Source organism: Marinobacter mangrovi (assembly GCF_016798325.1).
In the GTDB taxonomy this organism is placed as follows: Bacteria; Pseudomonadota; Gammaproteobacteria; order Pseudomonadales; family Oleiphilaceae; genus Marinobacter_A; species Marinobacter_A mangrovi.
In genome coordinates this window covers 205518-218292 of the sequence record NZ_JAERVO010000004.1, presented here as the reverse complement: position 1 = coordinate 218292, position 12775 = coordinate 205518, and the positions used below count along the sequence as shown (strand labels likewise).

Genomic DNA, 12775 nt, shown 5'->3' with positions numbered 1-12775 from the left:
GGGTTCGGGATACGGCCCGGCTCGTCTTTGCAACCGGTCAGCCGGTGTTCCGCATCCCCGCGGCGATCCCCGCCATGGTGACCTTGAGCGCCCTCTCGACCTGTTCGGGCACTTTGCCCTGTCCCTCACCTTCCCGGTCACGGCGCAACAGCTCGGCCTGCAGGTAGTGCAGCGGGTCGGTATAGGGATTGCGCACCCGCAGGGAGTGGGCAAACACCGGCTCGTCGAGCAGCAGCTCATCCTGCTGCTTGAGTGCCTTCACATGGCGGATACAGCCGGCAAGGCGCTCCCGCAGATCCTGACCCAGCGGCTTGTAGGCCGGCTCCACCAGCGTTTCTTCATAATAGCTGGCGATACGTAGATCGGCCTTGGCCAACACCATTTCCAGCATATCGACATAGGTCTTGAAGAACGGCCAGCGAGCCATCATGTCGCGCAGGATCGGCTCATGCCCGGCTTCGGCCGCCTCTTTCAGGGCCACATCGCTGCCCAGCCAGCTGGGCAGCATCATGCGCATCTGGGTCCAGGCGAAGATCCAGGGAATGGCCCGCAGGCTTTCCACACCGCCAGTCGGCTTACGACGCGCCGGTCGACTGCCCAGTGCCAGTTTACCCAGCGCCTGCTCCGGTGTTGCCTGGCGGAAGTACGGCACAAAATCCGGATTCTCGCGCACCACTTCACGGTAGGCCTGGAGCGATCGTTCGGTCAGCCAGTCCATCATGTCCCGCCAGGGCTTTTCCGGGGCGGGTGGCGGCGCCAGGGTGGCTTCGATCACGGCGGTGCCGTATAGGGTCAGGCTCTGTTCCGCCAACTTGGGCAGGCCGAACTTGAAGCGGATCATCTCGCCCTGCTCGGTGATCCGGAAACTGCCGTTCACCGAGCCCGGTGGCTGCGACAGGATCGCCCGGTTGGCCGGACCGCCGCCCCGACCGACGGTGCCGCCACGGCCGTGGAACAGGGTCAGGTGTACACCGTATTCGGCGGCGACATCCGTCAGGGCTTCCTGGGCCTGGTACTGGGCCCAGGCGGCCATCATCTGGCCGGCATCCTTGGCGGAGTCGGAGTAGCCGATCATGACTTCCTGGCGATCAGCACAATACCGGCGATACCAGTCGACGCTGAACAGCGCGGTCATGGTCGCCGGCGCGCCGCGCAGGTCGTCCAGGGTTTCGAACAACGGCACCACGCGCATCGGGTGCTGCATGCCGGACTCCCGCAGCAGCAGGATAACGCTGAGCACATCCGAGGGCTGGCTGGCCATCGAAATCACGTAGGAGCCAAGGGATTCCGGTGTCTGTTTGGCCACCACGGCGCAGGTGTCGAGCACCTCCCGGACGTTGTCCGAGGGATTCCAGTGGCGCGGCACCAGCGGCCGGCGGCTCTGCAGCTCCCGAACCAGGAATTCCTGACGCTGGGTCTCGTCCCAGCTGCTGTAGTCGCCCAGTCCCAACTCGCTGACGATCTCGGCCACCGCCTCGGCATGGCGGCCGGCCTCCTGGCGGATGTCCAGCTTCACCAGCGGCAAGCCGAAGGTGTGTACGCGACGCAGTGTATCCAGCAGCAGACCATCGGCGATTTCGTCCAGGCCGGAGGCCACTAGCGAGTCGTAGCACAGCTGCAGCGGTCGGATCAGTTCCTCATTTCCGAACAGGATATCGCTATCGTCCGCCGGCTCGCCGTTGACGCAGGCTTCGGCCCAGTCCCGGGTCTTCAGCAGACGCTCACGCAGTTGGCCCAGGATCGCCCGGTAGGGTTCGCGGGTCTCGCCGGCCTGGGCGCGCAGCTCATCCGTCGCTTCCCACATGGACAGCTCGGCGCGCAGGGTCTGGATGTCCCTCAGGTAGAGATCAGCGGCCATCCAGCGGCCCAGCCAGAACACTTCGCGGGTCACTTCGTGGGTCACGTTGGGATTGCCGTCCCGGTCGCCGCCCATCCAGGAGGCGATTCGGATCGGTGCGGCATCGATGGGCAGGCCCTTACCGGTTGCCTCGCGCAGGGAGCGGTCCAGGCTGCGCAGGAAGCGCGGCAGAGCCTCCCACAGGCTGTTCTCGATGACGGCAAAGCCCCATTTGGCCTCGTCTACGGCGGTCGGGCGCTGGTAGCGGATTTCGTCGGTATTCCAGGCTTCGGAGATCAGCTGTCGCAGTCGGGTGGTGATTTCATTGCGTTCGACCGGCAGCAGGTCGTCGTGATCGAGCTGCCCCAGGCAGTTGGAGATTTCATCGTACTTGAGGATCAGTGTGCGACGGGTGACTTCGGTCGGGTGCGCCGTGAGTACAAATTCGATGCTGAGCTCCGTGACCCGGCGATGCAGTTCGTCCGGATCGACGCCCTGTTCCAGCAAACGCTGGAACACATCGCCAAGGGACTCCACCATCATATCGGCGTGGTGACCCTGCTTGCGGCGGATACCGTGGTACTGCTCGGCGATGTTCGCCAGGTTGAGAAACTGACTGAAGGCGCGGGTGACCGGTAGCATCTGATCGTCGCTGAGATCGCTGAGCAGCTTTTCCAGCCGCTGGCCGGAACCGCTTTCCTGGCGCCGGTCGGCCTTGGCAGCGGCGCGAATTTCCTCAATCAGGTCAAAGCAGTCCTGGCCCGGAAATTTGCGAATACTGTCGCCCAGCAGCTCGCCCAGCATGCGGACATTTTCCCTCAGATCTGGATGCAGTTCGGTCATGGTGCGCTATCGTCCCTCTCTCGTGTTTCCGGGCTACCCCATCACCGGCCAGCCCTCTGTGAAGCAAATCGCATTTCAATATAACAGCCTGTTACCGCCACATCATCACAGGCTGCTAAAATACATCCATGATTCATTCGATTGAAATCACAGCCTCAAAGGTGTTTATTGGAGGCGTACTATCGCCGCGAAAAACGTGAGGACAACCCATGAAAGTGACTGACCTGCCCGCACATTGGGAAGGCAAGAAAGAAGAAGACGAACGGCCCCAGAGCTATACCCTGCGCCTTCCGCTGGAAGACGCCGCCCGTATCGCGGCCCTGGCGGAGCTGTACCCGGACCGGACCGAAACCGACATCCTGAACGACATGATCGGCGCCGCCCTGGATGACCTGACCCGGCAAACGCCGCTGAAAGGCAAGCTGGAATCCGTGAAGAAATAAGAGACAGGACCGCTTTTACCCCGGGGCGCGTGCCAGCACCCCGGTCGCCCCTTTCCACACCCGGTATATGACGACGCATCGAGACGAGCCCGCTGTGTCTGGGCGTCCATCGTTCGGAGACTTATTCGAGAGAGTCGAGTGCTTCTCAGGGCCGCCGGCCGGCGACCCCGAAGGGAGAGAGCCAGCCGCCGGGCTGGCTTGTTACTGGTCTTTCAGGCCTTCAGGCGGCGGTTTCGAGCTGCCGCGCCTTCAGATCCTGCATGTGCTTCTGACTCAGGCTGACAAATCTTGGCGTGAGGCCCTCGTCCTCATAGATTTCAAAGCCATCCTCGTCAAAGGCGACAACCCGGGTGCCCTGGACATAGGGGAAGCTGGTTTCCAGCTCGTCCAGCGCAGCAGAGACCAGGTCACGGATCAGGTCTTGTGGCGACTTCATCGGGTAAAGCTCGGCCAGCTTTTCCAGGCGTGCCTGATGCTGCTCAGACAGTGCAGCCTCAAACGTGTCCCGGCTCAGGCGACCACGTGCATGCTTATCCCAATACTTCACCAGATCCTTGATCTTCATGGTTCAACGCTCCCGCTTCAGTGCTCGATCAAGACCGCGCAGGAACCTTTTGAGTGCCCTTGCGGTGTACTTCTTATTTGAGCGTTGCGTCAGGACAAAGCCTCTCTGACGTAACGGATGTCGCAATCCCGGCGGATAACCGATGACGCGTACTGAAAGTGTAGCTGAACGATGTGCGGCTTACTGCGTGATATCGTTACGGATTGTACCTAGTCAGCTTCCGAATCAACGCCCTGCGTAAAGGTATTCAGCAGTGAGACCGGGTGGCATGTCAGCTGTCGTTCGCGGCCTTCTCGACACCCTTCACGGATTGCCAGATGGCATCCAGTTGCTCGAGTGTCTGGTCATCGAATTCGCGCCCTTGTGAGGCAAGCTCCCGCTCGATGGCCCGAAAGCGTGCATCGAATTTCCGATTGGTGCGTCTCAGTGCCTGTTCCGGATTGACCTTCAGGAAGCGTGCCAGATTCACGCACACGAATAAAAGGTCCCCCAGCTCGTCTTCCAGCGCATCACGATCTTCAGGGTGCTGCCGCGTATGAGCCCAGGCTTCCTTCAGCTCGTCGATTTCCTCGTGCAGTTTGTCGAAGACCGGCTCAATGTCGGGCCAGTCAAAACCATGGCTGGCCGCCCGGCGCTGCAACTTCTCGGCGCGCACCATCGCCGGCAACGACCCGGCAATGCCGTCCAGCCGGCTGGTTTCAGAGACCGGCTCGGGCTTGGCCGCCCGCTCTTCCGCCTTAATGCGCTCCCAGCTGGCCTTGATCTGCTCGTCGGTGGGCCGGTTGGCCGGATCCACCCGGCTTTCCAGCGTGCCTTCGGGAAAGACGTGTGGGTGACGGCGAATCAGCTTGCGCACCAGGTGATCGACAACGGCATCGAAATCGAAGTGGTCCGCTTCCGCCCCCAACTGGCCATAGAAGATTACCTGGAACAGCAGGTCACCCAGCTCGTCCTTCAGGTGGGGATAGTCTTCCCGCTCGATGGCGTCGGCCACTTCGTGGGCTTCTTCCAGCGTGTGAGGCACGATGCTGCGGAAGTCCTGCTTGCAGTCCCACGGGCAGCCGATCTCCGGATCGCGCAGGCGCGCCATCAGTGTTTTGAGGTCGTCGATGTCATAGGTTCGGGACATGCTTCACTCCATGATTACTGGCTGCGCTTGCGTCGAACGCCCATGATGTTGGGCAGGTTGCGGATCTGGGCCAGCAGCTTGGCCAGCTGCTCCAGGCTCTCGATCTCGACGGTGACGGTCATGGTGGCGGAATTGTCGTCCTTGTTGGACAGGGTATTCAGCGCCAGCACGTTGGTCCGGGACGAGGCCAGGATGGTGGTGATGTCCCGCAACAGGCCGGACCGGTCGTACGCCTCGATCTCGATGTCCACCGGATAGACCGCCTCCTGGCGGCCGCCCCAGTTCACCTCGATGATACGGTTCGGTTCGTACTCGCGCAGGTGCAGGAAGGTCAGGCAATCCTGCCGGTGCACGGTCACGCCCCGCCCCACGGTGATGTAGCCGCCGATGGGGTCGCCGGGCAGCGGCTTGCAGCACTTGGCCACCTGGGTCTTGAGCTTGCCCACCCCCTGGATCTGGATGTCCGAATCGGCATCGTAGGTCTGGTGGCGGGTGCCCTGGAGCTTGAGGTCCAGTTGCTGACGTCGTGGCTCCACCAGTTGCTGGGCGATGTTGGCCACGTGCGTCGGGCGCAGGTCGCCGGCACCCACGGCGGCAAACATGTCGTCGGCCGTCTGGTAATTCACCTTCTGCGCCAGCTGGGTCAGGTCCACTTCGTAGATCGACAGGCGTTTGAACTCGTCCTCGAGAATGGCCCGGCCATCGACCACGTTACGGTCACGATCCTGTTCCTTGAACCAGTGGGTCACCTTGGCCCGCGCCCGCGAGGTCTGGATGTAGCCCAGGCTGGAATTGAGCCAGTCGCGGCTGGGTGCCGGGTTGTTGGAGGTCAGGATGAACACCTGGTCGCCGGTCTTCAGCGGATAGGTCAACGGCACGATGCGCCCGTTCACCTTGGCTCCGCGGCACGCATGCCCCACCTCGGTATGCACCCGGTAGGCGAAGTCCACCGGCGTCGCGCCCTGGGGCAGATCCACCACATGACCCTCGGGCGTGAAGACGTAGACCCGGTCCGGCGTGACGTCGGTCTTGAGCTGATCCACCAGACCCGACAGGTCGCCCAGATCCTCCTGCCATTCCAGCACCTGGCGCAGCCAATTGATCTTGGCCTCGTAGCCGGTGGACTTGTTGCCGGTGTCCATGCCCTTGTAAAGCCAGTGGGCACACACGCCCAACTCCGCCTCCTCGTGCATGGCACGGGTCCGGATCTGGACCTCCATCACCTTGCCCTCGGGGCCGATCACCGCGGTGTGCAGGGACTGGTAACCGTTTTCCTTGGGGCTGGCGATGTAGTCGTCGAACTCGTTGGGAATGTGCCGCCAGAGACTGTGCACGATGCCGAGGGCGGAATAACAGTCGCGCACCGTGGGCACCAGGATCCGGAAGGCGCGCACGTCGTAGACCTGACTGAAATCGATGCCCTTGCGTCGCATTTTCCGCCAGATGCTGTAGATGTGCTTGGCCCGGCCCGACAGCTCCCCCTGGATACCGGCGAGATCCAGCTCGTGCTTGATGTCCGCCAGGACCCGCTTGACGTACTGGTCCCGGTCAAGCCGCTTTTCGTCCAGCAGCTTGGCGATTTTCTTGTAGGCGGATTCGTGCAGGTAGCGGAACGAGAGGTCTTCCAGTTCCCACTTGATGTGGCCGATCCCCAGGCGGTGAGCCAACGGCGCATAGATGTCGAACACTTCGCGGGCGACGCGCATGCGCTTTTCCGGGGGCGCACTCTTGACCGCCCGGATGGCACAGGTCCGTTCCGCCAGCTTGATCAGGGCCACACGGACATCGTCGATCATGGTCACGAGCATCTTGCGGACGTTGTCCAGCTGCCCCTGGCTCTGGCCCAGCACGTTGCCCTTGAGCGGATGGTGCAGGGACGAGATGGCGGCCATCTGCTGGACACCATCGATCAGACGGGCGACATCGTCGCCGAATTCCTCGCGGATCTCCTCGAGGGTCGCCCGCTCTTCACGAACCGCCCGATACAGGATGGCGGCGACCAGGGCCGTCTGGTCCAGGTGCAGTTCCGCCAGCACCTGGGCCATCTCGACGCCGGTGCGAAAACTGCTGGCACCCGGCGCCCACAGCCGGTCTTCACGAACGGCCTGCAGATCGATGAGCGCGGCCTTCTCGCAGGCGCGACGAAACTGATCCACATCCTCAAGGGTGGTCTGGGCCTGGATGTGCCGGACCCAACCTTCGATGTCCACCTGACCATCCGTGGTCACGGCGTAATCTTCTCGAACCTTCACCATAGCGGTCCACTTTCCCTTTATGACTGTCGCGAACAGGAAGACTGGTTACCTGGCGGCGCCTGTACCGCCAGCGGCAGCCTCCCAGGGCATTCGCAACACCGGCCCCGTGTTGTTGTATTTGGCGTCGAGGCCGCGTTAAACGCGCTCGAACAGGGCCATTGATTCAACATGCGTGGTGTGCGGGAACATATCCATCACCCCGGCCTTGACCAGACGATAGCCCTTGTCCACCAACACGCCGGCATCCCGGGCGAGTGTCGCCGGGTTGCAAGATACATACACAATGCGGCGGGCCCCGAAAGCCGTGAGGTATTCACAGACTTCCTGGGCACCGGACCGGGGCGGGTCGATGAGGATCTTGTCAAACCCCTCGGCGGCCCAGGCCTCACCGGTAAAATCGCCCTGCAGGTTGGCGCCGTGAAAACGGATGTTGTCCAGACCGTTCAGCTCGGCGTTTTCCCGGCCGCGCACTACCATGGCATCGTCACCTTCCACACCGACGACCTGGCCCGCCTTGCGGGCCAATGGCAGCGTAAAGTTACCCAGACCGCAAAACAGGTCCAGGACCCGCTCGTCGTCCTGCGGGGCCAGCCAGTCCAGCGCCTGGCGCACCATGCTGCGGTTGATCTCGGCATTCACCTGCGTGAAGTCCATCGGGTGGAACTGCAGGGTGACGTCAAAATCATCCAGTCGATAGGACAGACGCTCGTCATCCCGCCCCGCGCTCTCCGGCCAGATCCGGTGAACCGTATCGGGCCCTTTCGGCTGCAAATAGATATGCAATTCATGCGCCTTTCCGAAAGCGATCAGTTTGTCCGTGTCGCTTTCAGACAGGGTCTCCATGTTACGAAAAACCATGGCGGCCACATCGTCACCGCAGGCCACTTCCACCTGAGCGATGGTACGATAGGCCTCCATGCCGTAAAAAAGTTCACGCAGGTCGCTGATCCGCTCGCCGATGCGGGGATCCATCACCACGCAGCGGTCGATATCGGTCAGGAAGCTGTTGCGCTTCTCCCGAAAACCCACCAGAACAGCGTCGCGCTTGGGCACGAAGCGCACGCCCAGGCGAGCCTTGCGGCGATAACCCAGTCCTTGCGAGCGCATCGGCGCTATCCACTCTTCCGGCTCAATGCCCCCAAAATGGGCAAAGTGTTCCTTGAGCGTCTGTTCCTTGAACGCAATCTGGGCATCCGGCGCCATATGCTGGAGACTGCAGCCGCCGCACAGATCGGCGAACTTGCACGGCGGCGTCTCACGTTCCGGCGATGCCTCGAGCACCTCCAGCGCCCGCAGTTCATCGAAGCTGCGGCGCGTGCTCACGTATTTGGCCATCACCGACTCGCCCGGCAGGGCGGCATCCACGAACTGGGTCTTGCCGTCGAGGTGGCAAATCCCCCGGCCATCGTGACTCAGCTTTTCAATCTGGCAGTGGATCGGTTCGGCAGGCAGGACTTTTCTTCTACGTCGTTTACTCATCAGGTATTCCGGTCAGGCTTGGCGGGCCGGTTTTGGCCCGCCTCTTTCAACTTCAGGCGCCGGGAAAAACGCCGGTGGACAGATACCGGTCGCCCCGGTCACAGATAATGGCGACGATGACGGCATTCTCAACCTGCTCCGAGAGGCGCAGCGCGGCGGCAATGGCCCCGCCGGAAGAGACACCGCAGAAGATCCCCTCTTCACGGGCCAGCGCCCGCATGGTGTCTTCAGCGTCTTTCTGGTCGACATCCAGCACCTGATCGACCCGGGCGGCATCGTAGATTTTAGGCAGGTATTCCTGGGGCCAGCGGCGGATGCCCGGAATGGAGGAACCATCCGAAGGTTGCAACCCGACGATCTGGATATCCGGATTGCGTTCCTTGAGGTAGCGGGACACGCCCATAATAGTGCCGGTGGTTCCCATCGAGCTGACAAAATGGGTGATCCGCCCCTGGGTCTGCTCCCAGATCTCCGGCCCGGTGGTGCGGTAGTGGGCCAGCGGATTGTCCTGGTTGGCGAACTGGTCGAGCACACGCCCCTTGCCTTCCTGCTGCATCCGGGCCGCCAGGTCGCGGGCCCCTTCCATGCCTTCTTCCTTGCTGACGGTGACGATCTCCGCCCCGTAAGCCCGCATGGATGCCCGGCGTTCCTCACTCATGTTCGCCGGCATGATCAGCACCATGCGGTAACCCTTGATGGCCGCTGCCATGGCCAGCGCAATGCCGGTGTTACCACTGGTCGCCTCGATCAGGGTATCGCCCGGTTTGATGTCACCGCGGCGCTCGGCTTCCTGGATCATGCTGATGGCCGGCCGGTCCTTGACCGAGCCGGCAGGATTGTTGCCTTCCAGCTTGGCCAGAATCACATTGGACGTGTCACCCGGCAGGCGCTGCAGGCGCACCAGGGGCGTATGACCGACGTAGTCTTCAATGGTGGGAAAATGCATGGATTTTCGAACTCCTGACAGCAATGACTTGTGGGAAAAACTGTCGGTTCGGTCCACCGGCAGCCGCCGCAAGCTGTGATACACTCTGACGACGCATCATACGCGCATCGCAGCCGGTATCCCAATACAGCTTGTCGCTACTAAAATGACCGCAGGTTCTAAGCGGGTCTGGCGAAATGGCTTTCTGTTACCTGGCCGGGTGACCGGTGGTGCGATTCCCGATTCTGTCGGGGTTCACGATCAAGAGAGTATGGCTTGCCGGTGGTCGAATCGCCCGACGCCGAAGTGCCAATAAGAATCAGGGACGACGCTTTGTACTTCCGGAAGGCTCATGGACGAACCGGTACAAGGCCTGCTGACGGAATCAGGAAGCGCACGATGCGACGCTGGGGTATTCGCAAGAAAGTCATTTTTGTCACGCTGGTGCCGACCATCCTCACCACGCTGATTCTGGGGATCTTCTTCACCCAGAGCTGGGTCGGCAACATCGAGCACCTACTGCGGGACCGCGGCGAATCCCTGTCCCGGCAACTGGCCGCCGCCTCTGAATACGGCATGTTCACCGGCAACCGCAGCCTGCTGAACAACCTCTCCAATGCGCTGCTCGAAGAGCAGGATGTTCGCTCCATTACCTTTTTCAACGCCAAGGGCAAACGCCTGCTGCACACCGGTCCGAGCCTGTCCGACGAAATTGGTGATGAGAAGCTGACCGACAAGAAAACCGTGACGCTGCCCGGCGAGAACAGCTCTGTCTTTATCGCCCCGGTGTTCCTGCAGGACCTGATGATCGACAGCATGCTCGACATGGAGTCTCGCAAGACCGCCCCCAGCGCCGTCGAGCCGATTGGCTGGGCCGCCGTGGAAATGTCCCACACCCGCACCGACGCCGAGCGTTACAAGGCCCTGCTGATCAGTCTGCTGCTCATCCTTGGCGGGATCGCGCTGAACGTCCTGATTGCCCTGCGCATGAGTCGCAACGTGACTGACCCTATTTTCGAGTTGAACTCGGCGGTCGCCAAACTTAAGGGAGGCGACCTCAAGACCCGCGTCCACACCCGGGCCGGACCGGAGTTCGAGCAGTTGGAGTCCGGCCTCAACGCCATGGCCCAGGAGCTGAGCGAAGCCCAGGCGGAAATGCAGCAGAACATCGACCAGGCCACTGAGGACCTGCGGGAAACCCTGGAGACCATCGAGATCCAGAATATCGAACTGGACCTGGCCCGTAAGGAAGCGCTGGAGGCCAGCCGCATCAAGTCCGAATTCCTGGCCAACATGTCCCACGAGATCCGCACCCCGCTAAACGGAATCATCGGCTTCACCGAACTGCTGCTGAAAACGCCAGCGGCCCAGCAGCAGCGGGACCACCTCAACACCATCCGCAAGTCCTCGGAAATCCTGCTGACCATCATCAACGACATCCTCGACTTCTCCAAGATCGAGGCGGGCAAACTGGTGCTGGACCGCATACCCTTCGGCCTGCGCGATACCATCGAGGAAGTCATGGTGATGCTGGCCCCCGCCGCCCACGCCAAGAACCTCGACCTGGTGCCGCTAATATACAGCGACGTGCCGGACACGGTGATGGGTGACCCGTTACGGGTGAAACAGGTCATTACCAACCTGGTCAACAACGCCATCAAGTTTACCCAGACCGGCGAAGTGGTCCTGCGCGCCAGCCTGGAGGAAGAGGATGCCGAAGGCTTCAGCGTGGTTCTGCGGTTCAGCGTCACCGATTCCGGTGTGGGGCTGTCCCGGGCACAGCAGCAATCCCTGTTCAATGCCTTCAGCCAGGCGGATGCGTCGACCGCGCGCCAGTATGGCGGCACAGGCCTGGGGCTGGTAATTTCCAAGCGCCTGGTCGAAGAGATGGGCGGCGACATCGGCCTGGACAGCGAACTTGGCCGCGGCTCCACGTTCTGGTTCACCCTGGCCACCGAAGTGGCCCGCAATGCCGAGCCGCCCGCACCGCGGGATGGCCTGCAACGCGAGCGGGTGATCTATCTCGAACAGCAGAAAACCACCGCCCTGGCGGTGACTCACCTGCTGCGGGACTGGGGCATCAGTGTGGACGAAGCCACCTCACCCGGCGATTTGCTGGAGAAGGTGGAACAGGCCCAGTACGAAAACCGCGGCTACGCCGTGGCCATGATCGGCGTCACCCGCCACCTCCTGCACTCCAGCCAGTACCGGGAAATGTTCCATACGCTGGAAGTGGAGCGGGACTGCCGCACCCTGCTGCTGACCCCCACCCTGGACGATCAGGACGGCCATCTCGCCGGCGTTTCCAGCGGGCATGTGTCCAAACCGGTGTGCCGTGACCGCCTGTACGACGAGCTGTTCATGCTGATTCACGGCACCCACGCCCCGGATCAGGCGTTGCCCGACACCCAGCCGGCCGAGCTGCCGACGCCCGCGTCGGACCAGACGCCCCGCGTCCTGGCCGTGGACGACAACGACGCCAACCTGAAGCTGGTGCTGACGCTGTTGGCGGATTGCAAGGTGCATGCGGAAGGCGCCACCAGCGGCTTCGAGGCGCTGAGCAAGGCGCGCCAGACCCGCTTCGATCTGATTTTCATGGACCTGCAGATGCCGGGCATGGACGGGCTGGAAACCACCGGCCGCATCCGCCAACTGGACGACCGGCAGCCGCCGGTGCCCATCATTGCCCTGACCGCTCACGCGCTGTCGGAAGAGAAGGATCGGTTACTGCGCCAGGGCTTCGATGGCTACCTGGCCAAGCCGGTGAGCAACCAGCAATTGCTGGACACCCTGTACCGGCACACCGGCTACCGCGGTCCAGGCATCGTTGACGAGCGGCCCACGACCTCGCGACACGAGACCCAGCAGCGCAGCATCCGCCCGTCCAGCCGGGAGAAACAGCTGCCCTGCGTAGACATTGAAGAGAGTATTCGACTCGCCGCCGGCAAGGCGGATCTGGCCGAGGAGTTGTTCAGCATGCTGTTGGAGCAGGTGACGTTCGACCAGAGCAGCATTCGGGAACTGCTTGAGAAAGGCGACAACGCCGAATTGCTGGAGCGGGTACACAAGCTGCACGGCGCCACCCGCTACTGCGGGGTACCGGAACTGCGCAGTATCGCGGAGACGCTGGAAACGGCCATCAAACGGGACAGCGACGAGCGCGAACCCTTGACCCGTTCGCTGATGGCGGCCATCGACCGCCTGTTGATCTGGTCCGAGGAGACGGACTGGCAGGGCATGTTCCGCGGCCAGGTCGGCGCTACCGCCGACCCGACCTGACCGGGCGGGCGTCCTTTCGG

Annotated in this window: 8 protein-coding genes; 2 read left to right on the top strand and 6 right to left on the bottom strand. The window is 62.3% G+C overall.

What is annotated here, in order from left to right; translation table 11 throughout:
• Window positions 1–37: 37 nt before the first annotated feature.
• Window positions 38–2680, bottom strand: a complete 2643-nt coding sequence (gene ppc / locus JL474_RS13995) for a phosphoenolpyruvate carboxylase (RefSeq protein WP_203142528.1) — start codon at window positions 2678–2680, stop codon at window positions 38–40.
• Between the two features lie 209 nt (window positions 2681–2889).
• On the opposite strand from ppc, the gene JL474_RS13990 reads away from it, so the two are divergent.
• On the top strand, window positions 2890–3123 hold the full coding sequence (locus tag JL474_RS13990; protein ID WP_123635812.1) for a hypothetical protein: 234 nt from the start codon (window positions 2890–2892) through the stop codon (window positions 3121–3123).
• A 220-nt stretch (window positions 3124–3343) separates the two neighbouring features.
• On the opposite strand, the gene JL474_RS13985 is transcribed toward JL474_RS13990, so the two are convergent.
• From JL474_RS13985 to cysM, 5 genes are all read right to left on the bottom strand, one after another.
• Window positions 3344–3688, bottom strand: a complete 345-nt coding sequence (locus JL474_RS13985; protein WP_123635813.1) for a pilin assembly protein — start codon at window positions 3686–3688, stop codon at window positions 3344–3346.
• 271 nt (window positions 3689–3959) lie between these two features.
• Window positions 3960–4817 (bottom strand): nucleoside triphosphate pyrophosphohydrolase, encoded by an 858-nt coding sequence (mazG, locus tag JL474_RS13980; protein ID WP_203142527.1) that lies wholly within the window; start codon window positions 4815–4817, stop codon window positions 3960–3962.
• Window positions 4818–4831: 14 nt separating this feature from the next.
• The gene (gene relA / locus JL474_RS13975; protein ID WP_123635815.1) at window positions 4832–7072 is read right to left on the bottom strand and encodes a GTP diphosphokinase; all 2241 of its coding nucleotides are present in this window, start codon (window positions 7070–7072) and stop codon (window positions 4832–4834) included.
• 135 nt (window positions 7073–7207) lie between these two features.
• Window positions 7208–8551 (bottom strand): 23S rRNA (uracil(1939)-C(5))-methyltransferase RlmD, encoded by a 1344-nt coding sequence (gene rlmD / locus JL474_RS13970; RefSeq protein ID WP_203142526.1) that lies wholly within the window; start codon window positions 8549–8551, stop codon window positions 7208–7210.
• A 52-nt stretch (window positions 8552–8603) separates the two neighbouring features.
• The gene (gene cysM / locus JL474_RS13965; protein ID WP_203142525.1) at window positions 8604–9497 is read right to left on the bottom strand and encodes a cysteine synthase CysM; all 894 of its coding nucleotides are present in this window, start codon (window positions 9495–9497) and stop codon (window positions 8604–8606) included.
• Between the two features lie 378 nt (window positions 9498–9875).
• Between cysM and JL474_RS13960 the strand changes: the two genes are divergently transcribed.
• Entirely contained in the window at window positions 9876–12755 is a 2880-nt protein-coding gene (locus JL474_RS13960; RefSeq protein WP_203142524.1) for a response regulator, read from the top strand.
• The last annotated feature ends 20 nt before the right edge of the window (window positions 12756–12775 follow it).

What these genes read in the sequence shown, in the direction of transcription:
- JL474_RS13985 (WP_123635813.1), bottom strand. Translation starts at nt 3,688, where the DNA reads ATGAAGATCAAGGATCTGGTGAAGTATTGGGATAAGCATGCACGTGGT.
- relA (WP_123635815.1), bottom strand. Translation starts at nt 7,072, where the DNA reads ATGGTGAAGGTTCGAGAAGATTACGCCGTGACCACGGATGGTCAGGTG.
- rlmD (WP_203142526.1), bottom strand. Translation starts at nt 8,551, where the DNA reads ATGAGTAAACGACGTAGAAGAAAAGTCCTGCCTGCCGAACCGATCCAC.
- cysM (WP_203142525.1), bottom strand. Translation starts at nt 9,497, where the DNA reads ATGCATTTTCCCACCATTGAAGACTACGTCGGTCATACGCCCCTGGTG.
- JL474_RS13960 (WP_203142524.1), top strand. Translation starts at nt 9,876, where the DNA reads ATGCGACGCTGGGGTATTCGCAAGAAAGTCATTTTTGTCACGCTGGTG.
- mazG (WP_203142527.1), bottom strand. Translation starts at nt 4,817, where the DNA reads ATGTCCCGAACCTATGACATCGACGACCTCAAAACACTGATGGCGCGC.
- ppc (WP_203142528.1), bottom strand. Translation starts at nt 2,680, where the DNA reads ATGACCGAACTGCATCCAGATCTGAGGGAAAATGTCCGCATGCTGGGC.
- JL474_RS13990 (WP_123635812.1), top strand. Translation starts at nt 2,890, where the DNA reads ATGAAAGTGACTGACCTGCCCGCACATTGGGAAGGCAAGAAAGAAGAA.